We start from the raw sequence: 25,404 nt of genomic DNA, 5'->3' as shown, positions 1-25,404 counted from the left end.
CCTCGACAGCGAATCGGGGAGTGATCGCATGCTGATCTTCATCGAGCGGGTGGGGCCGCTCGCGACGGTCCAGGACCTGGGGCGACCCGGCTGGTTCGACTCGGGGGTGGGTCAGGCGGGAGCCGCCGACCGCGCCTCGCTGCGCCTGGCGAACCGGCTGGTCGGCAATCCGGAGGACCTGGCCGCCATCGAGGTGCTGCTCGGTGGCCTCGCCCTGCGTGCCGACGCCCATCTCACCGTCGCGGTCACCGGTGCCCCGGCCCCGGCGACCGTCGACGGCACCCCGGTCGGACATGCCAGCGTGCTCGAGCTGGTGGAAGGCGAGGTGCTGCGGCTCGGCTTCGCCCTGTCCGGTCTGCGCAGCTACGTGGCCGTGCGCGGCGGCATCGACGTGCCCAAGGTCCTCGGTTCGCGCAGTCGCGACACCCTGTCGGGCATCGGTCCCGAGCCGTTGCGGGTCGGCGCGCAGCTCCCGGTCGGTCCGCCTCCGCGCACCCTGCCGACCGTCGAGTTCGCGCCGGTGCCGGGGCGGCCGGAACTCCTGACCGTGCGGGCGCTGCCCGGCCCGCGTGCGGACTGGTTCACCGATCCCGCCGAGCTGTTCCACGGTTCCTGGGTGGTCTCCACCGATACCGATCGCGTCGGCGCGCGCTTGGATCGCGCCGACGGCCCGCCGCTGGTGCGCGCGATCACACGCGAGTTACCCGCGGAGGGGGTCGCGCTCGGCTCGGTCCAGGTGCCGCCGAGCGGTCAGCCGGTCGTCTTCCTCGCCGATCACCCGATCACCGGTGGGTATCCGGTCATCGCCGTGGTGCTCGACGCGGATGTGGACCGGGTGGCCCAGGCGCGGCCCGGCGAGCGACTACGGTTCGTGCCCGCGCCCTGATCACCGCGGCGGATTCAGCCGCGCGTGCATCAGATACACGTTGTAGCTGTCCCACGCCGACATCGTGAAATACAGGTCACGCGCGGTCGACCACGGGTGGATGAACCCGCCGTAGGCCTTGGGATAGTCCGCGGTGGAGACCAGCGGCACCGTCGCGGTCCACGCCCCCTGCGGTTGTGCCGCGGTACGCAACACGATCTGGTTCGCGGCGGGGTCGAGGTAGACCATCTGCCACTGCTCGCTCTCCTCGTCGAACCGCACCGACAGTTCGCTGGCCATGCCGAGTACCAATGGCGTCGCCGAATTCTCCATGGCGGGCGCCCAGTTGCCGTCCACCCAGTACTGGTAGGCCGTCTTGTTGAGGACGTCGTCCTTGCGTACCCTGGCCAGGCCGATCACGCCGATCCGCCCATTGGGCGTGCCGAACATGTAGACGTAGTCGCCGCGCGGCACCATCGCGGCCACCTGGAACCGGCCGACGCCGAACATGTTCTCCCAGCGGGCATGCTGATCCTTGGTCCAGGTCTGTCCGCCGTCGTCGGAATACGCCAGCCCGCCGTAGTTCGTCAGCCACATGCCGGGCACCCTCGACCAGTGGTTGACCGACATGTAGCTCAGGAACTGGCGTTTCCCGATAGCGAACCCCGAGGTGGGGATGGTGGTGGTCTCCCAGTTCCTGATCTTGCGGCTGCCGAGCAGTTCGGCGGCGTGGCACGGGCTGTCCTGCACCATCGAATCGATGACCAGGCCGTCGTCGAGGTTGCGGTCGGTGCTGTAGGCCAGCACATTGGATCGCCAGTCGGCGGTGTCGGCGCCCGCGCCGCCGTAGGTCCAGCCCTCGCCGAAGGTGTCGCCGAACACCATGGCCACCTTGCCCGGTTCGGTCTCCCAGAACAGGCCGAGGTCGGTGCCGTCGACCTGCCAGCGCATATCGGTCCGATTGCTCGACCCGTGCCCGGTGACCTGCTCGACGAGCCGCACCGATTCCACCGTCGGCGCCGCGACCGCCGGCCGCGTCGGCCCCGGTTCGACCGGCCGCACCACGGGTTCGGGTGCTCCCTGCGGCGGCTCGCCCTCACCTCCCGGCACCGGGATCGGGATGGGCTCGATCTCGGGCTTGATCCTGATGCGCGGCAGCGAGATCGCCGACCCCGACCCCGATCCCGTCGACGGGCCCTCCGGCTCGTCGATTCCGTCGTCGGGTTCGGGCGTGTCCCTGACCTCGGGACACGGATTTCGGCACGGGTTCGACGGCAGCGGCGCCTGCGCGACGCGGGTGTTGTCGTGCGGTGGATCGGGCAGCGGCACCGGTGTCAGCTCCGGCACGATGACCGGGATATCGATGCTGGGCGCGATGATCGGCGGTGGGGGTGCGGCGGGATCGGGCAGCCGGTTGAGCGGGTCGAATCCCGTTTCGCCACAGATATTCACGGGCGGCGGTGTCCAAGGGAACGGCGTGGCCAGCGCGGGGGCGGCGAGCACTACGGCCAGCAGCGCACCGAGTGCGGTAGAACCGTGCGGTACCAGCGTTGTGCGCATGCCCAACAAATACCACTGATGTAGTTCGAATTATCCGGAACCGAACGGCGTCACGGCGCGTCCAACCTCTATGTGAACGACATCGAGTACGTCTTCGGAACCGGCGACGGCATCGTGCACCACTGGTCGGGGCGGGCCGAGCTGGCCCTGGCCGAAACCGGCGTCGCCGACGCGCTATGGCTCGACTTCGACGGTGACACCGGCATCGACGACGCGCTGTGGGACTCCGATCGAGACGGCGCCGCCGATATCGCCGCCCTGGATCTGGACGACGACGGCGTCCTCGACCACTTCTTCACCGACCCGGCCCGCGACGGCACCTGGTCGCACCAGGTCACCGGCGCGGTCGAGAGCGCCGAGCAGGAACAACTGCCCTGGGTCGAACGCACCGACCCGGCGCTGAACGCCGTGCCACCGTCGGCGCACGCGGACCTGCTGCCGGATATCCCGCTGTTCGCGGTCGACCACCGGGCGGTGCTGGCCCAGGAACCGGCCGGTGCGCTCAGCCGCCCGCCGTGGCTCGACGGGAATTGAGCGCGATCGCCACGATCCCGAGCACGTAGACGGCCGCGCCGGCGAGCACGACGCCGATCGAGCGGCCGTCGGCCGGGATCACCAGCGCGGTCACCGCGATCGCGAGCACGAAGGTGATGTTGAAAACGGTGTCCTGCAGGGCGAATACCTGGCCGCGCCGATCGTCGTCGATGTCGATCTGCATGCTCGCGTCGCCGGTCAGTTTGATCGTCTGGCCCGCCAGGCCGAGCCCGAAGGCGCCGGCCAGCAGCAGGCGGTGCGCGTTGTCGACGGCCGCGCCGGTCGCCAGCGCGATCGGGGTGACCAGCGTCAGCTGCACGACGACCGCCGTCACCAGCCCGAGCAGCACCGTGCGCGGCCTGCCGAGGCGCGGGATCAGCACCGGCGCGAGGATCGCGGCCAGCAGCATGCCCGCCGCCGCGAATCCGATCGCGACGCCGAATCCGACCAGCCCGCCGCTCATCCCGTCGCCGACTGCGGGCTGGCGCAGGACAAGCACCATGATCAGGGTGTTCATGCCGAACACGATGCGGTGCGCGCCGATGCCGATCATCGCCGTCGTCACCCGCGTCGCGCGCCAGACCGCGACCGCGCCGGTGCGCAGACCGGTGGCGATCGCGTGCACGGTGCTCTCCGAAGTGGCCGAACCACTTTCGGGCCCGAGCACCCCGCGCCGGAACCCGACGGCCAGCACCGCGCCGACCACCGAGCCGATCCCGCTCAGTGCCACCGCGACCGCCGACGCGGCATCACCAGCGCCGAGCAGCGCGATCACCGCGACCGCCGCCGCGGCGCCCACGCCGGCGCACACCGAGGCGACCGTCGCGAGCACCGAGTTCATCGGCACCAGCCAGCGCTGTTCGAGTACTCGCGGCAGCGCCGCCGACACCCCGGCCAGCACGAACCGGCTGATGCCGACGGTCGCCAGCGCCAGCAGCAACAGTGGTGTCTCGCCGATCCCCGCCGCCAGCCCGACCGCGGCCAGCCCGATCAGCACCGCCCGCGCCACGCTGGCGGTCAGCAGCACATTGCGGCGATCCCAGCGGTCGAGCAGCGCGCCGGCGTAGGGCCCGAGCAGCGAGTACGGCAGCAGCAGCACCGCGAAACCGGCGGCGATCGCCAGCGGATCGGTCTCGCGTTCGGGGTTGAACAGAATGGCGCCCGAGAGCGCGGCCTGGAACATCCCGTCACCGAATTGGGCCGCGAGCCGCAGCAGCGCCAGGCGCGGCATCTGCGGATTCCGCCGGAAGACACCGCGGCTCTCGCGCAGCAGATGCCGCAGCGAGGCCGGTGACTCATCCGCCGGATTCGAGCCGTCAGCACGATGAGTCGACACCTCGTGAGAATAGTGGTGCCAGAATTGAGTCGGCGGTACGGGTGCGAGCAGGAGGAACGTATGTCCACATCGACGACACCGCGGATCGAACTGCACCGCGGCGGTGACCGGATGAAGACCCGGATCTCATGGCTCGATTCCAAACACTCGTTCTCGTTCGGCGAGCACTACGACCCCGACAACACCCATCACGGGCTGCTACTGGTGAACAACGAGGACGTGGTGCTGCCCGGCGAGGGCTTCGACACCCATCCGCACCGGGACATGGAGATCGTCACCTGGGTGCTCGGCGGCAGCCTGGTGCACCAGGATTCCCTCGGCCACAACGGCATCATCTATCCGGGCCTGGCCCAGCGGATGAGCGCGGGCACCGGAATCCTGCACTCGGAGAAGAACGACTCGTGGCGGCTGGACGGCAAGCTGCCCGAGCACGACGAACCGGTGCATTTCGTCCAGATGTGGGTGGTGCCCGACGAGCCCGGCGTCGATCCCGGCTACCAGCAGCTCGAGATCGATGACGAACTCGCGGGCGGCGGCTTGGTGACGGTCGCCTCCGGGTTACCCCGGTACCGCGATCGGACCGCCATCGCGATCAACTCCTCGCACGCGGCCATGCACGTCGCCCGGCTGCCCGCGGACAGCCCGGGCGTCACCCTGCCAGATGCCCCCTACCTGCATGTCTTCGTCGCACGTGGCGAGGTCGAACTGGAGGGCGTCGGCACCTTGGCGCAGGGCGACGCGGTCCGGTTGACCCGTTCCGGCGGCCAGCTGGTGCGTCCGCACGGCGACGCCGAGGTGCTGGTCTGGGAGATGCACGCGCGCCTCGGCGGTCAGTAGGAACTCAGGCCGAGCCGGGCGCCCGCAGCAGCGCCGCCGACCTGGCGTTCGTGCGGGTGGCGGCGACGATCTGGGCGAAATCGGGCCGGTAGTCGCCGTCGGGTTCCTGCATCCAGGTGCGGTAGCCGCTGCGTTCGTCGGCCGGCGAGGGCAGCACGATCTCGCTGCCGGGTAGGGCCACCGAGGCGCACACCCGGAACAGGTCGGCGAACAGCACGGTGTCGAGGTAGGAATTGTCGGTGGGGCCGGTCAGGAAGGTCCAGCGGCCGGAGCGGGGATGGGCGATGATCGGCCCGCAGCGCTGGCCGCGGCCGATCAGCAGGCCGCGCACCCGCTCCCCCAGCGTGGACGGCATGACCACCGCCCCGACCGCCCCGATCTCCAGCATGATCCGGCCCAGCGCCGAGTCGACCACGCCGTAGAGCCCGTTGTGCTTGCGGTAGTGACGACAGCGCGCCAGCGCATCCTGGGTGGCCGAGTACTCCTCGGCCGCGGTATACCCGCCTTTGTCATCTGTGCGCGACGTGCTCATCACGACCTCGTCTCTGTCGACGGTGACTCGATGTAGCTGTGGATTCGCTCGATTTCGGTGGAGCGTTTCATCACGAACGGGTGGAGCGGGAAACTTTTTCATAACGGCAGTACATAGGGGAAAAATGCCGTTCTATACAGCCTAGTGCCGCACAACCACGCTGACAATAGTCAGTAGCTAGCGTGTCGGTCGGCGTATCATATTCGGACATGTCCCCCGTTTCGCCGACCGCCGCGCGCTGGGAACTGGTGCTGCGCCTGCGCGAACTGCGCGAGCAGCGCGGCTTCGACTCGGCCGGGTTCGCCCGCCGGGTCGGCTTCACCCCGGCCAATTGGTCGCACGTGGAGAAGGGCAGGCGGGTCCTCACCCGCACCACCATCGAACCGGTGCTCGACGTCCTCGATGTCACCGCCGACGAGCGCACCGAACTACTCGCCCTGCTCGAGGCCAGTAAACAGCGCGGCTGGTGGACGACGGCCTCGGCGCTGATCGGCCCCGAACTGCAACGGCTCTACGGCATGGAGGCGGGCGCGCAGAGTATCCGCAGCTACGACAGTCTGATCGTGCCCGGCCTGCTCCAAACCGAGGCCTACGCGCGCGCTCTGATCAGCGCCGATGTGATGATCCGGCCGGTTCAGGTCGACCAACTGGTCGCGATCCGGCTGCGCCGCCAGCAGCGGCTGCGCGGTCCGGAGCCGCTCGAGCTCACCGCGGTGCTCGGCGAGGCCACCCTGCGCCAGCAGACCGGCGGCGCCGAGGTGCTGCGGGGGCAGCTGCGACACCTGGTGGAGCTGATGCGTGAACTCGACTCCGTCGATGTGCGCGTCATCCCGTTCAGCGCTCCCGAGGGAGCGGTGCTCGGCGGTTCCAGCTTCCATCTGATCGACTTCGCAAGCGATCAGCTACCTACCTTCGCGTGGGCTGAGAGCGCCGTCTTCGGTGGTCCGGTCGACGATGCCGAGCAGGTGCGCGATCTCGGCTTCGCCTACGTGCGGGCCAGGGAGCAATCCCTTTCCCGCACCGAATCTCTCACTCTGATCAGCGACTATGCCAGCGTGTAAGATTCTGGGTATGTCCACCACCGCTCGTCGCCGCCCGGCCGATCACGGCTGGTTCACTTCGTCGCGCTCCAATAACGGTAACCAGTGTGTCGAGGTCCGCTTCGACGGTGACATCGTTCAGATACGTGACAGCAAATTCCGTCGCAACCCGATGAACGCCGGCCTCGACGAGCCGATCATCACCGTCGAGACCGACCTGTGGACCGCGTTCCTGCACTGTCTGCTCAGCACCCGCCGCCACCCCGAGCTGGTCGCCCAGATCGCCGCCGACGGCTCGGCCACCCTCCGCCACGACGACGTACTGCTCCGTTTCACCGCCGGTGAATGGGCGGCCTTCGTGGCCGGTGTCCGCGACGACGAGTTCGTCTGCGTCTGAGTTCCAGCGCCGGTACGTGGGCGCGGGCTGATTCGAGGCCGCCGCACGCGTCGGTGGTTGTCGGCATACTGGAGCGCGTGACTTCCGATCCGATCAGTCCCTCCGGCATCGATCTGTCCTTCCGCGACCAGGAGGTGCGCGTCCAGGACGATCTGTTCGCGCACGTCAACGGGCAGTGGCTGGCCGAGTACGAGATTCCGGCCGACCGCGCGGTGGACGGTGCCTTCCGGACGTTGTACGACCAGGCCGAGCTCGACGTGCAGGCGATCATCCAGGACAGCGCGGCGAACGCGTCCGACGACGCCGACGCCCGCAAGATCGGTGACCTGTACTCGAGTTTCATGGACACCGACGCGGTGGCCGCGGCCGGTTTCGCGCCGGTCGCCGCCGAGCTGCGCGAGATCGCCGAGGTCGACAGCCCGAGCGCGTTCGCCGCGCTGCTCGGCCGCCTGCAGCGCACCGGCGTGCGCGGCGCCCTGGGCTACTACGTCGACACCGACGACAAGGACTCCACCCGCTACCTGGTGCACGCCACCCAGTCGGGCATCGGTCTGCCGGACGAGTCGTACTACCGCTCCGACGAATTCGCCGAGATCCGCGACGCCTACCAGGCCCATCTCGCGAAGATGTTCACCATCGCCGCCGCCGACCCGGCGCTGGCCGGGCTGGTGCCCGCCGACCCGGCCGATGCCGCCCGCCGCGTGTTCGAGCTGGAACGCACGCTGGCCGCGGGCCACTGGGACGTGGTGCGCCGTCGCGATGCCGAGAAGAGCTACAACCTCACCACTTTCGCCGACCTGGCCGCCGAGAACCCCGAATTCGACTGGGCCGCCTGGGTGGACGCCGTCGCCTCCGGTCTCGACCGGACCGGCGCCGAGCTGTTCGCCGAGCTCGTGGTGCGTCAGCCCGACTATGTGCGCGCCTTCGCGCAGGCGTGGGCCGCGGTGCCGCAGGCGGATTGGCGGGACTGGGCCGTGTGGCAGGTGCTGCACGCCAGGGCGCCGTTCCTGACCGACGAGATCGTCGCGGAGAACTTCGACTTCTACGGCCGCACTCTCACCGGCGCGCAGGAGAACCGCGAGCGCTGGAAGCGCGGCGTCTCGCTGGTGCAGGAGCTGCTCGGCGAGGCTGTCGGCAAACTGTATGTGGCCAAGCACTTTCCGCCGCAGGCCAAGGCGCGGATGGTCGAGCTGGTGGCCAACCTGCAGGAGGCCTACCGCCGCAATATCGCCGACCTGGAGTGGATGGGCCCGGACACCCGCGCCGCCGCGCTGACCAAGCTGGAGAAGTTCACCCCCAAGATCGGCTACCCCGACACCTGGCGTGACTACTCCGCGGTCGAGGTCGACCCGGCCGATCTGGTCGGCAACTACCGTCGCGGCTATGCCGCCGATCACGACCGCGACCTGGGCAAGCTGGGTGGCGAGGTGGACCGCGGCGAGTGGTTCATGACCCCGCAGACGGTCAACGCCTACTACAACCCGGGCATGAACGAGATCGTCTTCCCGGCCGCGATCCTGCAGCCGCCGTTCTTCGACATGAACGCCGACGACGCCGCCAACTACGGCGGCATCGGCGCGGTGATCGGCCACGAGATCGGCCACGGTTTCGACGATCAGGGCGCCAAGTACGACGGCGACGGCAACATGAAGGACTGGTGGACCGACGCCGACCGCGCCGAGTTCGGCAAGCGCACCAGGGCGCTGATCGACCAGTACAACGTGCTCTCCCCCGCCGACCTGGCCGACGAGCACACCGTCAACGGCGAGTTCACCATCGGCGAGAACATCGGCGACCTGGGCGGCCTGTCGATCGCCCTGGCCGCCTACAAGATCTCCCTCGACGGCGCCGAACCCCCGGTCATCGACGGCCTCACCGGCTTGCAGCGCGTCTTCTACGGCTGGGCCCAGGTTTGGCGCACCAAGGCCCGCCCCGAGGAGGCCATCCGCCGCCTGGCCGTCGACCCCCACTCCCCGCCGGAGTTCCGCTGCAACGCCGTCGTCCGCAACATCGACAGCTTCTACGAAGCCTTCGACGTCACCACCGCCGACCAGCTCTACCTGGCCCCCGGCGAACGCGTGACGATCTGGTAGCGGCCCGGCCCGCCCACCAGGTGCGATGATGGGCTCTCGACGCATCGCGGCTGAGAAGACGAGGTGAAGATGATGGTGGAGACGGCGTCGACCGCGGGCAGACGACCGATCACGGCCGCGGAGTTCGACGCGCTGCCGATCGATACGACCCATCGCTACGAGATCGAGGATGGTTTCCTGCTCGTGAACGCGCGTCCGGCGGCGCCGCACAGCCGCGCCATCAAGCGTCTGCTCGGCCAGCTCGACAGTCAGCTGCCTGCGGGGTTGGAAGCGTTCGCCGAACTGGAGGCCGAACTGATCGGGCGCTCGCCGCGGCGAGTTCCCGATGTGGTCGTAGCGGGTGTCGAGGTGGGCGAGCAGCAGCGCGTTCGCGCCGACCAGATCGTGGTGGCGATCGAGATCGCGACCTCCGGGGAGTCGGCAGTGCGTGACTACGCCATCAAGGCAGGTGAGTACGCGGCGAACGCGATCGGCCACTACTGGGTCATCGACATCCTCGATCCCACATCGGTGGGTCTGACCGTGTACACCCTGGACGAGGGCGAGTACCGCATCACCCCACGGGCGACCGGGTCCGTCGCGCTGGCCACCCCGTTCCCGCTGACCGTCGATCTCGATGCGTTGGTGGGTAGCCGGATAGTCTGATCGCGCAGCCGAGACGACGGAGATACAGTGCGCTATCAGCAAGTTGGCGATGGGGTATTCACCATCCGGGGAACCGACGTCAACATGGTCTTGTTGCGTGACGGGCGCGACCTCACGCTGATCGACGCCGGTTGGCTCGGTGATGCCGGGGTCATCGAGCAGGTGGTGGGTGAGCTCGGGCACCGGCCCGAGGACATCGTCGCGGTGCTGCTGACCCACGCGCACCTCGATCATGTGGGTGCGCTGAATCATCTGCATCGGCGTTATGGGATTCCCGCGTACACGAGTGCGATCGAGGTGCGGCACGCGCGGGGGGAATGCCATGAGTCGGCTACGCCACTGGATGTGATCAAGCGGCTCACCGATCGGAGCACGATCGGGTGGGCCGCGCGGATCACCGCCGCGGGTGGTTTGCGCAAGAACACCGTCGCCCATATCCAGCCCTTCCCCACCGACGGCGCATTGGACTTCCCGGGCAACCCCGTCCCGATCCTCTGCCCCGGCCACACCTCGGGCCACTCGGCGTTCCACCTGCCCGCGGCCGGCGCCATCGCCACCGGCGACACCCTGGTCACGGCCCACCCGACCTCGAGAATCCAAGGGCCCCAGCTACTCCCGGGCTTCTTCAATCACTCCACCCCGGCCACACTGGCCGCACTCACCACACTCGAGTCCGTCCCGGCCGATCTGGTCCTGCCCGGACACGGCCTCCCCTACGCCGGCGGCGTGGCCGAAGCTGTCGCTCGCGCCCGCGCGGTCGGCGTCCAACCCTGAAATGCCAATAGCGAGTAGTCGCCTCATTGGTGGCGTTCCCGCGGACAAGCGCGGATAGCCGCCGAGCAAGTCGCGCTTCCAATAGTGAAAGTACAGTAAGAGCACATGAATTGGCCTGCTCATCACGTCGAGCAGCGACCCTGGACGGCGCGCGACGGATCACGAGCCGGGCCCGCGCCCGAGTGGGTACCGGTGTCCATCCCGCCGCGCATCGCCGATCTCGACTTCGATTCCAGGCGAACAACATCGGCCAGTGAAGCCGCGCTGATCGCGGTGACCCATCTCGAAGCGGGCCAGGGCCAGTATTCGGCGTCACTGCGCGAATTCCTGCTGCGCGGCGAGGCGGTCGCGTCCTCGCGCATCGAGCACATCGACGCGGGCTGGCGAGCGTTCGGCAAAGCCTTCGGTGGCGCGACGACCCGCGCCGAGGCGGCGTCGCAAGTAAGCGCTGTGCGCAGCCTCGCCGGGCCTGGTCGACGCGGCGGCGACCGGACAGATCACCGAGGCGAGCCTGCTCAGCGCCCACCGGGTGCTGATCGCTCCGGAGTGGGAGAAGGCGGGTCGTTTCCGTACGGTGCAGACCTGGATCGGCGGCAGCGACTACACGCCGCTCAACGCACTGTATGTACCGCCGCCCCCAGAACTCGTGCCCGAATTGGTGGCCGACCTTCTGGCTTTCGTCGCGCGCGGTGACCTGCCGATTCTCGTGCAGGCCGCGATCGCGCACGCGCAGTTCGTGTCGATCCACCCGTTCGTCAGCGGCAACGGCCGGATCGGCCGCGCGCTGGTGAGCGCGATTCTGCGCAGACGTGGGCTGACCGACCGGGTGACGGTTCCCTTCTCCTCGGTCATGCTCGCCGACACCTCGCGCTATTTCGCGCAGCTGGATGCCTACCGGGGCGGTGCCGCCGATGAGTTCGTCGTGTACCTGGCGCTCGCGGCGGTCTATGCCAGCGAGGCCGCCATCGACTCCGCCCGCGCTCTGGCCGCCCTTCCCCAACGCTGGCGCGACCACGCCCGCCCACGCGGCGGCTCCGCCGACGAGGCCCTGCTCGCGAACCTGCTCGAGCACCCGATCCTCACAATCGCGGTCGCAAACCGCCTCACCGCGACGACGGACTCGGCCACCTACCGCGCCCTCGAACGACTCATCGACTGCGGCATCCTCGAAGTCGTCTCCGACTCCAAGCGCAACCGCATCTGGGCGGCCACCGACATCTTCGCCGAACTCGGCGCCCTCGATGCCGCGATCGGCCGCCGCACCATGGCGGGCCTTTCGTAGCGCGGTCGACCAGCGGGAATCGACCTCAGCGGACATGGCAGCGGATCACCGTCGACAAGCAGGCGGAGCTGGACCGGATCGGTTCGCTGCCGACGGAATTCGTCGAAGACGACAATTCGACGCAGGCCAAGCGGTTCGGCTACCTGCTGCTGCGACTGCAGTTGGTGCATCTCACCGGCGAGCCGGGATATCCAGCGTTGGGTACGCAGGTGCGGGAAGTCGCGACCGAACTGCTCAGTCCAACCTGCAGCGAATTCCAGTGATCGCCGCGCAACACGACTTCCTCACCGACACCTGCGCCGACAGTTGGTGGGACGATGTCACCTTGCCGATGCTGGAGTCCATCCTCGAGCTGACCGCGCTGGCCGGCCTTCGGGACAAGAAGCGGTTCAAAGCCCAGGCCCGCGCCTATCTCACCGACCACGCCGACCACGTCGCAGTGCAAAAACTGCGGCGCAATCGCCAGATCACGGCGATGGACGTGCAATACCTCGAGACTGTCTTCCTCGGCGAGGGCTTCGCCACCAGCGAGGATATCGCCGAGGCGAAAGCCGCCCACAACGGCGAACTCGGCCTGTTCCTGCGCTCCCTGACCGGTCTCGAGGAGCGGGCGGCGCGCGACGCCTTCGACACGTTCCAATCCGGCCGGACGCTCACGGCCAACCAACTCGATTTCCTCGACCTGCTGGCCAAGGTGATCGTCGCGAACGGCATCGTCGATGTCGGCTCGCTGTACGACCCCCCATTCAGTCAGCGCTACCCGAACGGCCCTGACGCCCTGTTCCCCGACTCCACCGACCTGGACGAAATCGAGGCTGTGCTCCTCCAGCTACGCGCCACCGCTATCCCCGCCGACGCCCGCTCGGCGTAGTCCCCGGCCATGCGACCACTGTGTGACTGGATCCCTTTGAGCAGGTCCAGTGGTTGTGAGAGTTCTGATGCACCAGAATGGGTGCAGGAGGACGAGAACACACCATGGCACGACGACACACCCCCGAGCAGGTCATCCGGAAGCTCCGCGAAGGCGAGAAGCTGATCGGGCAGGGCTTCTCGATCGAAGAGGTCTGTAAACACCTCGAGATCTCCGACGCCTCCTGGCACCGCTGGCAAGCCCAATACGGCGGCATGAAGTCCGACGACGCGAAACGGCTCAAAGAGCTCGAACGCGAGAACGCGCGGCTGAAGAAGATGGTCGCCGAGCAAGCCCTCGATATCGACATGCTCAAGGAAGTGAACCGGGGAAACTTCTGAGCCCGGACCGACGCCGCAGAGCCGTCGTGTTTCTGCAACAACGGTTTCGGGTGTCACAGCGACGCGCGTGCGCGGTCGTGGGGCAACCCCGATCAGTGCAACGCCGACCACCCACGATCACTGAGCTCGACCGGGCTTTACGGGCGCGGTTACGCGAGATCTCGGCCAAGCACCCGCGGTGGGGATGGCGCAAAGCCCACGCACTTTGCCGCGGCGAGGGCATGGTCACCAACCACAAACGGACCCAACGGCTTTGGCGCGAGGAAGGTCTGAAACGACCATTCCGGGTCCGGAAGAAACGGCGGATCGGGGCAGGCCGCAATCAACGGTTGCGGGCAACCGCACCTGATCAGATGTGGGCGTTGGATTTCCAGGTTGATGTCACCGTCGACGGGCGCCAGGTCCGGTTCCTCAACATCGTCGATGAGTTCACGCGGGAAGCGTTGGCTACCAGAGCATTTCGGTCGTGCACGTCGGATCAGTTGGTCGGGGTGCTCGATGAGATCATCGCGGACACAGGCTGACGGGCCAGTCCATATCCGGATGGACAACGGCACGGAGATGACCGCGCACGCGATGCGGGATTGGTGCCGGTTCACCGGTGTCGACGCGTCGTTCATCGATCCGGGATCGCCGTGGCAGAACGGGATCTGCGAGTCGTTCAACGGGCGTTTCCGCGACGAGTTCTTGTCGTGCGAGGTGTTTCATTCGTTGACCGAGGTCCGTGTTCTTGCCGAGGACTGGCGGATCGAGTACAACAGTTACCGACCCCACGGGTCGTTGGGCTTTCTCAGCCCGGAAGCGTTCCGTGAGCAGTGGTCACCGACCGAGTTTCAGCAGCAGCTACAACTCGCATAGCCGGTGGACCCACCGACGGGGCCCAGTCATGTGGAAGAGGGCGGCGCGTCTGCTGACGCATCGGTACGATCAAGGGACTGCGGTGGGGCGAAACAAGGGGGTTTGATGGGGTTGTTGTCTGCGAACTGGCGTGACTGGTACCGCTTTCGTCACAGCGAGGAGTGCTTCCAGTCCGGCACTGCGTTCGAGGAGTACATCACCAAGGTCCTCTCTCGATTCCACGACGACTTCATCAACCCCGTCCCAACAGGGCGGCTCGGCGACGGCGGATGCGACGGGATCGCTGAAGCCGGCACCATCGCCTACGCTTGCTACGGGCAGCGTCCCGGCAGAGATGCCGAACGTGAGCTGGCGAAGAAGGTCCGCGAGGACTTCGACCGCGCCCGCAGTGTGTGGGCCACATTCCACACTTGGCGGTTCGTGACCAACGCGCCCTTTGGACCGAAGGCCTCCGCGGTGATGGTCGACCTGCAGCAGGCACATCACGCGCATCCGTTGCGCCCAGTGAAGATTCGCCATTTCGGTACCGACAAGCTGTGGACCGAGGTGGTGAGCAAGCTGGACGCCGATGTGCTGGACGAGTTGTTCCCAGGGGTGCCCGGTGCCGCGAATGTCGAGCTGCGGGACTTGATCCCCCTGCTCGACAAGCTTGGCACCGCGGGACCCAACCCACTCACAAGTGGAACGATCCGGCCCGTCCCACCGCACAAGATGGAGTTCAATGAACTCCCCGAAAGGAGTCGCCTGGAGTTCAACAGCGGCCGCCTCCTCGCGCCCCAAATCGATGAGTGGTACGCGGGCGCTTCGGACCCAGCCCTCTACGACACACACGGCGACCGCTTCCGCGCGCTGTACCAGCAGGCCCGAGCTGTGACGGACCAACCGGCCGAGATTTTGGAGCGGCTGTACGTCGCCGTCGCAGGCTCCGACCCGCGTATGGACGCCAAACGGGCCAACGCCGCCTACGCAGTAGTGTCGTACTTCTTCGATTCATGCCATATCTTCGAAGAACCGCCCGGCTCGGTTTCGGTATCCGGTGAGGAGGTCCACCATGCTGCTTCCTACTAAGGGAGTATCGGCCGACCGCGCGCTGATCACGATCGGCGCCGATGTGCTGGAGGAGCTCGGTGACCCACTGTCGGTGTCCGCACTCTGGGAGCGCTACAGCAACCGGCAACGGTCCACGAACAACTCCGGGCGGATCACGTTCGACTGGTTCTCGCTGTCCCTCACCGCCCTCTACACACTGCGGCTGATAGAGACCTCGCCCGATGGATACCTGCGGCGGGCACATGTTCCTCGGTAAGCTCACCTGCTCCGACCCGCGGTTCAAGACGCTGAGTTTCCGTCCGGGACTGAACATCCTTGTCGCCGAGCGAACCGAGGTCTCCGACCAGGGCGAGAGCCGCAACAGCAGCGGCAAAACCAGCTTCGTCAAGATCCTGCGGTATCTGGTCGGTGGTGAACTGCCCGCGGAGTTCAAATCTCCGTACCTCGAGCAGCACGTCTTCACCGCGCACCTAGCGCTACCAGCCCAAGGAACCTCGCAACCGCAATCGACAACTGTCAGCCGCGCGGTCCAAGCCGGGAATCGCGTCCGGATTCACGGATGGGAGCCGTTGCTTGTCAACTCGGAGCTGCGGGTGGACGAGTGGAAGAGTCTGCAGGCACAGCATGTGTTCCACATCCCGGCCGGCACCGAGCGTCCAACCACCGGGCAGCTCTGGGCACAGCTGATTCGCACCTCCTTCGACAGACCGACCAAAGGCTTTCATGCCGAGTCGGATTGGGAGTCGGGTGTACGTCTGGGCTTCATGCTCGGGCTCTCCCCTGAGACTCTCGGCAAGGCAGGTGAACTCGATCGTCTCGACAAGCAGGCCAAAGCGATTCGAAAAGCGGTCAAGGAAGGAGCCTTCGCTCACCTGTCCCTTGACGAATCCGACCTGCGAGCTCGACTGGCGGTAGCGCGTCGTCACCGCGACCGCATGCAGGAAGACCTCCACGGCTTCCGGGTCGACGAGCAGTACGGCGAGCATCAGCGTGAGGCCGACCGCCTCACCCGCGACATCGAGCGGCTGAACAACGAGGGCCTACTGCTCCAGCGGCGGATACGAGAGCTCGAGCAGACACTGCACGACGAGGTCACAGTCGCCTCGAGTAGTGAGCTGACCGAGAAGGTCGAACGGGTCTATGCTGAGATCGGTCTTGCACTGCCGGACACCGTCCTTCATCGCTACTCCGAGGTCGCTGCCTTCCATGAATCAGTGGTTCGGAATCGACGAATGTTCCTGCAGCAGGAACTCGACGAAGCCGGATCCCGGTTGGAATCCGTCGATCGCGAACGCCAGAGACTCGACCACAGGCGCTCCCAAGTGCTTCGCCTGCTTCGCGAGACGGTCGCACTGGATACCTTCCTCAGCGCACAACGCGACCTGGCCACACTCGAAGCAGACGTCGCCGACATCGAACGCCGTCTCGACGCCGCCCAGTCGATCAGCTCGATCAACGACACCATCAAGATCAGGACAGCTGAGCTGGTCGCTGCGGTGCGTGTCGAAACTCAGGAAAGAGCAGATCAGCTGGATGAATCGATCTCGCTGTTCAACGAACTGGGCGCTGAGATCTACACCGACCGCGAAGCCTCGCTGTATGTCGCGCCATCAGCGAAGGGAATCTTGAAGGTCGAACCCCGAATTTCGGGAGACGCGAGCTCCGGGGTGCGCAGCGTCGAGATATTCATGCTCGACCTCGTCTGCACACTCGCCGCGATCAAGGCCGGGCGCGGACCACGAATCCTTGTCCACGACAGTCACCTGTTCGACTCGATCGACACACGTCAAGTGGCATCATGTCTGAATATCGGTGCCCGCCTCGCCGAGGAACACGGATTCCAGTACATCGTGGCGCTCAATTCCGACTTCCTCGACAGTGTGGAAGCCCAGAGCGACGGAGCCTTCGACGCCGACCCGTACATCCTCGACCAGCGGCTGACCGACGAGTCCGACACCGGTGGGCTGTTCGGCTTCCGTTTCGATCAGGCGTACTCATAATTCACCGATAGTGCGGAATCGGTGGCTGCGCCAACCGACTGCAGACCAGCGTGGTGTGCCTACCGCAGACGCAACTTCGTTTCGGCGTCGAAGAAGAAGATCTCGTCGAGTTTCGGTCGCAGATGCAGGGTTTCGCCGAGGGTGGTCTGGAAGCGGCGGTCGACGCGGACGACGATCTTGCCGGAGCGGGTCGACCAGTCGGTGCCCGCGCCGTGGGTGTAGACGAAGGATTCGGCGCCGAGCTCTTCGAGGAGCTCGGCGACGACGGTGATGCCCTCGGGATCGGTGGTGATCTCCCATGCCTCGGGGCGGAGACCGAGCACGACGCGGGCCCCGGAAACGCTGCGTGGCACCGGGATTCGCAGGCCATCGAGGACCGCGGCGCCGTCGACCACGGGGGCTTCGAGCAGGTTCATGCCCGGTGAGCCGATGAAGCCGGCGACGAAGGTGTTCACCGGGTCGTCGTAGAGCTGCCGGGGCGAGGCGATCTGCTGCAATGTCCCGTCGCGCAGGACGGCGACGCGGTGGCCCATGGTCATCGCCTCGACCTGGTCGTGGGTGACGTAGACCGTGGTGGTGCCGAGTCGCTGTTGCAGCGCGGCGATCTGGGAGCGGGTGCTCACCCGCAGTTTGGCGTCGAGGTTGGACAGCGGCTCGTCCATGCAGAACACCTGCGGGCGGCGCACGATCGCGCGACCCATCGCGACCCGCTGGCGCTGACCGCCCGACAGCTTGGCGGGTTTGCGGTCGAGCAGGGCCTCGAGTTCCAGCATGGCGGCCGCCTCCTTGACCCGGACGAGGGTGTCGGCCTTGCTCATTCCGGCGTTGCGCAGGGCGAAGCCCATGTTCTCGGCGACGGTCATGTTCGGGTAGAGCGCGTAGCTCTGGAACACCATCGCCACGTCGCGGGCACGCGGCGGCAGCCCGGTGACGTCGCGCTCGCCGATGCGAATGGTCCCCTCCTCGACCGACTCCAGGCCGGCCAGCATGCGCAGGCTGGTCGACTTGCCGCAGCCCGACGGCCCGACCAGGACGAGGAACTCGCCGTCGGCGATGTCGAGATCGAGTGCGTCGACAGCGGGGGTGTCGGCGCCGGGGTAGCGGTGCGTGACACCGTCGAACTGCACTGTCGCCATGGGGAATTCTCCTGGGAACGAGGCGGGCCGGTGGTCACCACGACCACCGGCCCACGGGGGTGACTACTTCGGCAGCTTGGGCGTGATCTGCCGGTCGATGATCGCCTGCACGTCGGCGGCGACCTTCGCGAGAACCGTGGCGGGATCGGCGTTCTGCAGGCCGATCTGCTCGTAGCCGGTGCCGATGATCTGGTCGGCGCCGGGCACGAACACGCGGGCGTAGTCCTGCGACTTGGTCACCGCCAGCTGGTCGATGGCAACCTTCGAGTTCGGGTTCTTCGCCAGGAAGTCGACCTCGGACGGGTCGGTCACCGCCGACTTGCGCACCGGCATGTATCCGGTGTTCTGCGAGAAGTACGCGGTGTTGGCCGCGTTGGTGACGAACTCGATGAACTTGAGCGCGTTGGTCTTGCGCGCGTCCGAGATCCGCGCCGGAATCGCCAGGCCGGCGCCGCCGGTGGTGACGCCGGGACCGTTCGGGTGCGGCAGGAACGCGGTGCCGACCTCGAACTTGCCGTCGGCGTTCTTCTTGATGCCCTTGAGGTCACCGGTGGAGGCGATCGTCGAGGCGGCCACGCCGGTGCCGAAGTCGACCGCGATCTGCGGGCGGATCGCCGCGTACTTCTTCACGTTGATCGAATCGCGCAGGTAGGTGGCCGCCGCGATCGAGCCCGGATCGGTGAACTTCAGCTTCCACTGATCGGAGTACGCGCCACCGAAGGTCCAGTTCGGGCCCTGGAAGGTCCAGGCCAGGTAGTTCTTGGCGTCGCCCCAGGCGTGCGCGAACTTGTCGCCGCCGACCACGGACTGGAGCTTGGGGCCCCACTCGTCGAATTCCTGCCAGGAGTTCGGGCCGCGGTCGGGCAGACCGGCCTTCGCCCACACGTCCTTGTTGTAGTAGAACAGCGGGGTCGAGCGGGCGTAGGGCAGCGCGTAGTGCTTGCCGTCGAACAGGTAGTCGGCGGCAAGCGAGTCGACGTAGTCGCTCAGCTGCACGCCCGCGTCGCCGAAGTGGCTGTCCAGCGGCTCGATCGCCTTGGTCAGCGCGTAGTTGAACCACCAGACATCGGAGAGCACGACCACGTCGGGCAGGTCACCACCGGTGAGCGCGGCGTTGAACTTCTGCGCCACCTCCTCGTAGTTCTTGCCCGCGTCGACCAGGTTGACCGTCAGGTCCGGGTGCTCGGCCTGGAACCGCTTGATCAGCTCCAACTCCAGGTCCTTGGAGGTGCCGGGGTGGTTGGACCAGAAGGTGATGGTCTTGGCGTCGCCGCCGTCACCGGATCCGCCGCCGGTGCCCGCACAGGCGGTGAGCGCCAGACCCGCGGCGGCCGCGCCGGTGAGGCCGAGGAAGCCGCGGCGGCTCAGCGCCGGGAATCGTTGACTGGACACGTGGATCTCCTGTTCGAGAATCAACCCTTGACCGCACCGGAGGTGAGGCCTTTGATCATGTGACGTTGCAGTGCGAGGAACACGATGAGGATCGGCAGCATCGTGAGCACGGTGCCCGCCATCACCGGCCCCCAGTTGGTGACCGACGGGTTCTCGGTGTTCTGCAGCAGGGTCAGCCCCACCGGCAGCGTGGCGACCTCGGCGGAGTCGGCCATCAGGAACGGCCAGAGGTACTCGTTCCACTCGTTGACGAGCGTGACCACCGCGAACGCCACCATCGTCGGCCCCGACATCGGCAGCACCACCCTGGTCAGCAGCCGCCACCAGTTCGCGCCGTCCATCCGCGCCGCCTCGATGACCTCACCGGGCAGCGACAGGAAGTGGTTGCGCATCAGGAACGTGCCGAAGGCGACGCCGCAGAGCGGGATGATGATGCCCTGAAAAGTGTTGCGCCAGCCCAGCTGCGCGATGAGCGCGTAGTTGGAGATGACGGTGATCTGGTTGGGCACCATCAGCGCCGCGATGATCACCAGGAACACGATGTTCTTGCCGGGGAAGCGCAGGAACACCAGGCCGTACGCGCTGAACACCCCGAGTGCGAACTTCACCGCCGACACCACACCGGTGACGATCAGCGAGTTGCGCAGGAAGGTCCAGAACGGCACCGTCGTGGTGGCCTCGCTGTAGTTCTCCGGGTGCCAGCTGTGCGGCCAGTACACCGCGGGCTGGGTGTAGATGTCGGCGCGGTCCTTCAGCGAGGTGATCAGGATCCAGAACAGCGGGACGCCGACCAGGATCAGCACGCACACCATCGCGGCGTAACCGAGCGCGGTGACGGCGCGTTCGCGGCGCCGGTACGAGAGTGTCTGCGGCCCTACGTGTTTCACCGTTCGCCCCGATCCATCACGCGCACCTGGATCAGCGTGACCACCAGCAGCACCACGAACATGATGGTTGCGACGGTGGCGCCGTAGCCGGCCCGGAAATTACGGAACGACTCCTCGTATACCTGGAACACCATGGTTGTCGTGCCGTTGCCGAGCGGTCCGCCGCGAGTCATCACATTGATGATGTCGAAGACTTGCAGCGAGTTCAGCAGTACGGTGATCGACAGGAAGAATGTGGTCGGACGCAGTTGTGGCAGAAGCACTTTGGTGAAAGTCGTCCAGCGGCTCGCGCCATCCATTTCGGCGGCTTCCATCAGCTCCGCGCGCACGCCCTGCAGCGCAGCCAGATAGATGACGAAGGTATATCCGAGGTTCTTCCAGATGTAAGTGATCGTCACCATGAACAGGGCCCAGTGCGGGTCCTGATAGAAATCCGGAACCTGGTCCACACCGACACGGTGCAGAACATCTTGTACCAGACCGAAACTCGGATCGAAGATGAATTGGAAAGCCACGCCGATCGCCGCGCCGGAGATCACGAACGGCGCGAAAATCGCCGAGCGAACCACATTGCGCCCGAATAGTTTCCGGTCGAGCAGCAGTGCCAGCGCGAGGCCGAGCGCCATACTCACCGCGACCGCGGCGACGGTGAAGATCACCGTGTTGGAGACGACCTTCCAGGAATCCTCGCGCCCCCACCACTCGACGTAGTTGTCGAAACCGATCGGGGTGGCAACAGGATCCGCGATGTTCCAGTCGGTGAACGACAGCCGGATGTTGTCCGCCAGCGGCCGGTAAACGAACAGCGTCAGCAGCACCAGATTCGGCACGACCAGGACCAGGAACAGCGCATAGTCCTGCCACGGGCGGTTTTTCAGCCCGCGGCCTCGTGGTGCGGGGAGAACCCGCTCTGGACTGCTTCGCACCGCGGCAGTTTTACGGCGCATGGCGAACTGTCGGTTAACCCTGGCCGCCGTCTCTCTGAACATCGGGCGCACAAGGCCGAGTACAGCAAAAAGCCGAACAACACGATCGCGATTGATCGTATTGTTCGGCTTTTGTTCAGTGAATCAGTTCCAGTCGCCCAGTCCGTCACCGGCGCTGAGGGTTCCGCCCTGGGTGTTGGTCACGACGACCGCGTCACCCCGGCGCGAGTTCTCCAGGAACCACTTGGCGTTCTCGGTGCTCACGTTCAGGCAGCCGTGGCTGGCGTTGGAGTAGCCCTGCTGGCCGACCGACCACGGGGCGGCGTGCACGAAGATACCGCTGTTGGAGATGCGGGTCGCGTACTCGACCTCGAGCTTGTAGCCCTCGGGATCGGTGACCGGCACACCGTAGGTCGACGAGTCCATCGTCATCTTCTCGAACCGCTCGCCCACGATGTAGGTGCCGTTCGGGGTCTCGTACCCCGGCTTGCCGAGCGAGGTCGGCATCTCCTTGACGACCTCACCGTTCACCGTCACGGTGATCATCTTGGTGTTGTCGTCGACGCTGGCGATGAAGGCGTCACCGATGCGGAACGAGCTGGTGGTGCCGCCGGCCACGACGTTGACGTCGGTGTTGGCGGGCCAGAACTCGTTCGGCTTCCAGCGCACCTGCTTGTCGCCGGTCCAGTAGAAGTGGCCGGGCGCGGGCTGGCTCGAGGTGACCTTGATGGCCTTCTCGGCGGCGGCGCGGTCGCCGACCGGCTCCTTGAAGGTGATGATGATCGGCTGCGCGACGCCGACGGTCTCGCCGTCGGCGATGTTGATGTTCGGTGGGGCGAACGGCGCCTGCGGCGCGGGCTCGTTCACCGCGGGCTGGCTGGAACCGGAGCCCGGGAGGGTCGGCTGTGCCTGCGCGGGCATGATGATCAAAGCGCCCGCCGCCGCGACTGCCGCCGACAGCAGCAGACCCCGGCGAAGCCAGCGCGATTGCTGCATATTTGCCTCGTAGTGCATAGGTTTCTCGTCCATTCCATCTCTCGTTCCACCTGCGGCGGCGCGAGATCTTCGTGATTGACGCGGAGTCCGCAACGGGTCTCCACGGGGTAACGACGCCGGAGACCCTGACCGTCCCTTCCTACCCGCACGGGGTGACAACGTGCCAGCCGCGCCGCGCGGCGATAACGGACCGGCAACTCTGTGCTCCAGGTCACATAACGCGCTGTTATACACCGGCTTTCGTCAAACGCCGCGCTCACGGCGGCGAGTCGGCGACGGTGATCTCGGGCCGGGTCGAAGCTCGTGGGTGTGAGCCTCAAACGTGAAGTGATCGAAATCACCCGATCCGTGTGAAGTGGATCGCTCGATCCGGCGCCGTGGCGAGATTTCGGGGCACGGTGCGGGGTCGCGCGCCCAGGGCAAGGCGGGGGTCCATGGACAACCGGACCGTGGTCAACAGGGTTGCCAGCACGATGCGGAGCTCGTATTCGGCCAGCGTGGCGCCGATACACCGGCGATGCCCGCCGCCGAACGGGGCGAACTCGAACGGGGAGACCTTGCGGTCGAGGAAGCGGTCGGGATGGAACAGCCGCGGCGCGGGCCAGGCTGACGGGTCACTGTGCAGCACGCCGACGGCGAGACCGATCGTCTGCCCGGCCGCCACGTCGACCCCGCGCCATCGCAACGGCTCCCGGAGCGTGCGCAGCACGATGGGGACCGGCGGATGCAGGCGCAGGGTCTCCTGGCAGACCGCGCCGAGCAGCGGCAGCGCGGCGAAGTCGGCGGGGTCGTCACCCGCCGCCGCCAGTTCGGCGGTGACGCGGTCGAGCAGTCCGGGCTCGCGATGCAGGTGATACAGCGCCCAGGTCAGTGTGGTGGCCGTCGTCTCGTGACCGGCGACGAGCAGGGTTCGCAGTTGCTCGCACAGTTCGCTGTCGGTGAGGGCGCTGTCGTCGTCGTAGCGGGAGGCCAGGAGCAGATCGAGCAGGTCGCCCGAGCCGGCCCCGGCGCGGCGACGCCGGGCGATATCGGCCAGGATCACCCGGTCCAGGCGTGCGCGGGCGGCGACGAAACGCTCCCACGGCCCGAATCCGCCGATGCCACGGCGTAATCCGGGTGCCACCAGCAGCGGCGTGGTGAAGGTGGTGAGGAAATCGGTGACGGCACCGGCGTATTCGGGCTCGCGGTCGATCTCGGCGCCGAAGACGGCCGCCAGGATGACCCGCAGCGTGATGGAGCGCGCCGCGGCGAGCGCGTCGATGCGGCTGCCCACCTGCCAGGAACCCGCTGTGCCACTGCCGATCTCGATCTCGCGCAGGGTCGCGTCGCGGATCACCCCGGCCAGCGCGCGTACGCGCGGACCGTGCAGCGCGGGCGCCAGCAGCGCGCGGTCGGTGCGATGACGTGCGCCGGAGCTGAGGATCAGCGAGGCGGCGCCGACCATCGGTTCGATCGGATTGGGCCGTGGCGGCTCCAGCAGCGGTATGGGCGCGCGGAACAATTCGCGCGCGCCCTCGGCCGTCCCGGTGAACAGCACGGGCGGGAAGCCCGGAAAGCCGACCGCGAACGGATCGCCGCTGTGGGCCGCGCGTCGCCGCAGGTAGCCCTCGAAATCCCGGCCGGCGGCCAGCCCGTGCAGCAGCGACCAGCGTGGTGTCGCCGGTGCCGGGCTCAGCGCTGTCATGTCCGTTACTACGGTGCGCGCCGGTGTCTGGTTCGACCGGTGCCTAGGTCTGCTCGGTGCGCAGCCTGCGCACGGTGCCCTGCGCGATCGCCGACAACTTGGCCAGCCGCGCGTCGCCGAGCGCGGTGAAGGAGTTGCCGAGCCGGTTGGTGACGAACGCGATCGACATCCGCAGATCGGGGTCGGCGTAGGCACCGGAACCGCCGATTCCGTAGTGGCCGAACGCCTGCCGTGGTTGCTGCTTGGTCATCAGCACCGGTCGGTGATAACCCAGGGTGAAGCGCAGCGGCAGGCCGAGGACGTAGTCGCGGCTGTCGGTCTGCTGGGTCCGGTTGACCAGCTCGATCGTCGCCGGCCGCAGGAACTGCACGGCCGGGTTGCCGCGCGACGGCCTGCGCTCGGCGTCGCTCGCGTAGACCACGCCGCCATTGGCGAGGGCGCCGTACATCCTGGCCAGCGCCCTGGCCGAGAAGACGCCGTTCCAGCCCGGCATCACCGCGTCGTGCACGCGCGGGTCGCGCACCAGTTCGTCGAAGCTCTCCGGCATGCCCGCCTCGGCCAGCCCGCGCGCGGGCCGCACCCACGACAGCACCGAGGACGCGGTGTTCCACCGGATGCCCGGCGGCGCCAGGTGCGGGAAGATCTTGGCGATCCGGTGCCGCTGCGCGGCGGGCACCTGGAACCAGAATTCGTCGGTTCCCAACGGCTGCGCCACTTCTCGTTCGAGCACCGTGGTGAACGGTTCGCCGGTCACCCGCTGCACGATCTCGGCGACCAGCCAGCCGAAGGTGATCGCGTGATAGCCCGAGGTGCGGATGCGGCGCGGGTCGGCCGGGCTCTCCGCCAGCGCGGTGACCACCTTGTCGTAGTCGAGGATGCCCTCGCGCCCCGGCACCAGCCCGCGCACGCGGTGCAGGCCGGCGCGGTGCGAGAGCACATCGCGCACGGTGATGTCGTGCTTGCCGTGCGCGGCGAATTCGGGCCAGTACCGCGCGACCGGCGCCTCGTAGTCGATCAGCCCGCGCTCGGCCAGCCGGTGTACGACCGTCGCCGCGACGCCCTTGCCGGTGGAGAAGGTGAGCGCGACGTTCTCGCCGTTCCAGCGCTGATCCTTGGCGGCCCAGCCCGCCCAGATGTCGACGACCGGCCTGCCCTCCAGATAGATCGCCAGCGCGCCGCCGCCGCGGCTGGGCTGCGGGAAGAGTCCGAAGAAATGGTCGGCCAGCCGGATGAACCGGGGATCGACCAGCATGTGGCGCGGTGCCGTGATCGGCGTGCCGCCGGGCCGGGTCAGGGGGCCGAAATCTCCCGCCGTTGCTGCCACCATCG

24 protein-coding genes and 1 pseudogene are annotated in these 25,404 nt (G+C 67.2%); 14 read left to right on the top strand and 11 right to left on the bottom strand.

What is annotated here, in order from left to right; all coding sequences use genetic code 11:
• Nucleotides 1–28 precede the first annotated feature (28 nt).
• Complete coding sequence (locus NV348_RS15505) at nt 29–886, top strand: 5-oxoprolinase subunit C family protein (RefSeq protein WP_447147587.1); 858 nt, start codon at nt 29–31, stop codon at nt 884–886.
• Here the strand turns inward: NV348_RS15505 and NV348_RS15500 are convergent, their stop codons facing one another.
• Entirely contained in the window at nt 887–2,425 is a 1,539-nt protein-coding gene (locus tag NV348_RS15500; protein WP_447147586.1) for a DUF4185 domain-containing protein, read from the bottom strand.
• A gap of 72 nt (nt 2,426–2,497) precedes the next feature.
• Between NV348_RS15500 and NV348_RS15495 the strand changes: the two genes are divergently transcribed.
• On the top strand, nt 2,498–2,959 hold the full coding sequence (locus NV348_RS15495) for a hypothetical protein (RefSeq protein ID WP_447147585.1): 462 nt from the start codon (nt 2,498–2,500) through the stop codon (nt 2,957–2,959).
• On the opposite strand, the gene NV348_RS15490 is transcribed toward NV348_RS15495, so the two are convergent.
• The gene (locus tag NV348_RS15490) at nt 2,928–4,190 is read right to left on the bottom strand and encodes an MFS transporter (RefSeq protein WP_447151053.1); all 1,263 of its coding nucleotides are present in this window, start codon (nt 4,188–4,190) and stop codon (nt 2,928–2,930) included. The two genes, NV348_RS15495 and NV348_RS15490, sit on opposite strands and share 32 nt — an antisense overlap.
• A 165-nt stretch (nt 4,191–4,355) precedes the next feature.
• On the opposite strand from NV348_RS15490, the gene NV348_RS15485 reads away from it, so the two are divergent.
• Nucleotides 4,356–5,132, top strand: a complete 777-nt coding sequence (locus NV348_RS15485) for a pirin family protein (RefSeq protein ID WP_447147584.1) — start codon at nt 4,356–4,358, stop codon at nt 5,130–5,132.
• 4 nt (nt 5,133–5,136) lie between these two features.
• On the opposite strand, the gene NV348_RS15480 is transcribed toward NV348_RS15485, so the two are convergent.
• Nucleotides 5,137–5,664 (bottom strand): hypothetical protein, encoded by a 528-nt coding sequence (locus NV348_RS15480; protein ID WP_447147583.1) that lies wholly within the window; start codon nt 5,662–5,664, stop codon nt 5,137–5,139.
• A 209-nt stretch (nt 5,665–5,873) separates the two neighbouring features.
• Here NV348_RS15480 and NV348_RS15475 point away from each other — a divergent pair, with 209 nt between their 5' ends.
• The 5 genes from NV348_RS15475 to NV348_RS15455 all read left to right on the top strand — a co-directional run bounded on the left by NV348_RS15475 (nt 5,874) and on the right by NV348_RS15455 (nt 10,613).
• Complete coding sequence (locus tag NV348_RS15475; RefSeq protein ID WP_447147582.1) at nt 5,874–6,725, top strand: helix-turn-helix domain-containing protein; 852 nt, start codon at nt 5,874–5,876, stop codon at nt 6,723–6,725.
• 10 nt (nt 6,726–6,735) lie between these two features.
• Nucleotides 6,736–7,101 (top strand): DUF397 domain-containing protein, encoded by a 366-nt coding sequence (locus NV348_RS15470; protein WP_447147581.1) that lies wholly within the window; start codon nt 6,736–6,738, stop codon nt 7,099–7,101.
• Nucleotides 7,102–7,178: 77 nt separating this feature from the next.
• Nucleotides 7,179–9,194 carry a M13 family metallopeptidase gene (locus tag NV348_RS15465; protein ID WP_447147580.1) on the top strand — a complete coding sequence of 672 codons (2,016 nt, stop codon included), beginning with the start codon at nt 7,179–7,181 and terminating at the stop codon, nt 9,192–9,194.
• Nucleotides 9,195–9,263: 69 nt separating this feature from the next.
• Nucleotides 9,264–9,839, top strand: a complete 576-nt coding sequence (locus tag NV348_RS15460; RefSeq protein WP_447147579.1) for a Uma2 family endonuclease — start codon at nt 9,264–9,266, stop codon at nt 9,837–9,839.
• Between the two features lie 27 nt (nt 9,840–9,866).
• The gene (locus tag NV348_RS15455) at nt 9,867–10,613 is read left to right on the top strand and encodes an MBL fold metallo-hydrolase (protein ID WP_447147578.1); all 747 of its coding nucleotides are present in this window, start codon (nt 9,867–9,869) and stop codon (nt 10,611–10,613) included.
• Nucleotides 10,614–10,925: 312 nt separating this feature from the next.
• Here the strand turns inward: NV348_RS15455 and NV348_RS15450 are convergent, their stop codons facing one another.
• Nucleotides 10,926–11,114, bottom strand: a complete 189-nt coding sequence (locus tag NV348_RS15450) for a hypothetical protein (RefSeq protein ID WP_447147577.1) — start codon at nt 11,112–11,114, stop codon at nt 10,926–10,928.
• Nucleotides 11,115–11,142: 28 nt separating this feature from the next.
• On the opposite strand from NV348_RS15450, the gene NV348_RS15445 reads away from it, so the two are divergent.
• The 6 genes and pseudogenes from NV348_RS15445 to NV348_RS15420 all read left to right on the top strand — a co-directional run bounded on the left by NV348_RS15445 (nt 11,143) and on the right by NV348_RS15420 (nt 17,054).
• Complete coding sequence (locus NV348_RS15445) at nt 11,143–11,895, top strand: Fic family protein (protein ID WP_447147576.1); 753 nt, start codon at nt 11,143–11,145, stop codon at nt 11,893–11,895.
• A gap of 259 nt (nt 11,896–12,154) precedes the next feature.
• On the top strand, nt 12,155–12,766 hold the full coding sequence (locus NV348_RS15440; protein ID WP_447147575.1) for a type I restriction-modification enzyme R subunit C-terminal domain-containing protein: 612 nt from the start codon (nt 12,155–12,157) through the stop codon (nt 12,764–12,766).
• A gap of 104 nt (nt 12,767–12,870) precedes the next feature.
• A pseudogene (locus tag NV348_RS15435) lies at nt 12,871–14,004 on the top strand (IS3 family transposase).
• Nucleotides 14,005–14,109: 105 nt separating this feature from the next.
• Entirely contained in the window at nt 14,110–15,072 is a 963-nt protein-coding gene (locus NV348_RS15430) for an ABC-three component system protein (RefSeq protein WP_447147574.1), read from the top strand.
• Entirely contained in the window at nt 15,056–15,310 is a 255-nt protein-coding gene (locus NV348_RS15425) for an ABC-three component system middle component 6 (protein WP_447147573.1), read from the top strand. The genes NV348_RS15430 and NV348_RS15425 overlap by 17 nt, the downstream gene beginning before the upstream one ends.
• On the top strand, nt 15,276–17,054 hold the full coding sequence (locus NV348_RS15420) for an ABC-three component system protein (protein ID WP_447147572.1): 1,779 nt from the start codon (nt 15,276–15,278) through the stop codon (nt 17,052–17,054). Before NV348_RS15425 ends, NV348_RS15420 begins: the two co-directional genes overlap by 35 nt.
• A 59-nt stretch (nt 17,055–17,113) precedes the next feature.
• On the opposite strand, the gene NV348_RS15415 is transcribed toward NV348_RS15420, so the two are convergent.
• The 7 genes from NV348_RS15415 to NV348_RS15385 all read right to left on the bottom strand — a co-directional run bounded on the left by NV348_RS15415 (nt 17,114) and on the right by NV348_RS15385 (nt 25,327).
• On the bottom strand, nt 17,114–18,190 hold the full coding sequence (locus NV348_RS15415; RefSeq protein ID WP_447147571.1) for an ABC transporter ATP-binding protein: 1,077 nt from the start codon (nt 18,188–18,190) through the stop codon (nt 17,114–17,116).
• Nucleotides 18,191–18,253: 63 nt separating this feature from the next.
• On the bottom strand, nt 18,254–19,582 hold the full coding sequence (locus tag NV348_RS15410; RefSeq protein ID WP_447147570.1) for an ABC transporter substrate-binding protein: 1,329 nt from the start codon (nt 19,580–19,582) through the stop codon (nt 18,254–18,256).
• Between the two features lie 20 nt (nt 19,583–19,602).
• Nucleotides 19,603–20,394, bottom strand: a complete 792-nt coding sequence (locus NV348_RS15405; protein ID WP_447151052.1) for a carbohydrate ABC transporter permease — start codon at nt 20,392–20,394, stop codon at nt 19,603–19,605.
• Nucleotides 20,395–20,465: 71 nt separating this feature from the next.
• On the bottom strand, nt 20,466–21,416 hold the full coding sequence (locus NV348_RS15400) for a carbohydrate ABC transporter permease (RefSeq protein ID WP_447151051.1): 951 nt from the start codon (nt 21,414–21,416) through the stop codon (nt 20,466–20,468).
• Between the two features lie 123 nt (nt 21,417–21,539).
• Nucleotides 21,540–22,424 (bottom strand): L,D-transpeptidase, encoded by an 885-nt coding sequence (locus NV348_RS15395; RefSeq protein WP_447147569.1) that lies wholly within the window; start codon nt 22,422–22,424, stop codon nt 21,540–21,542.
• 304 nt (nt 22,425–22,728) lie between these two features.
• The gene (locus NV348_RS15390; RefSeq protein WP_447147568.1) at nt 22,729–24,075 is read right to left on the bottom strand and encodes a cytochrome P450; all 1,347 of its coding nucleotides are present in this window, start codon (nt 24,073–24,075) and stop codon (nt 22,729–22,731) included.
• 43 nt (nt 24,076–24,118) lie between these two features.
• Nucleotides 24,119–25,327 (bottom strand): serine hydrolase domain-containing protein, encoded by a 1,209-nt coding sequence (locus tag NV348_RS15385; RefSeq protein WP_447151050.1) that lies wholly within the window; start codon nt 25,325–25,327, stop codon nt 24,119–24,121.
• Nucleotides 25,328–25,404 lie beyond the last annotated feature (77 nt).

The sequence above is a fragment of the Nocardia fodinahabitans genome (assembly GCF_052983615.1).
Note: the sequence above shows the minus strand (reverse complement) of the source record. Positions and strands in the feature narration are given on the sequence as shown.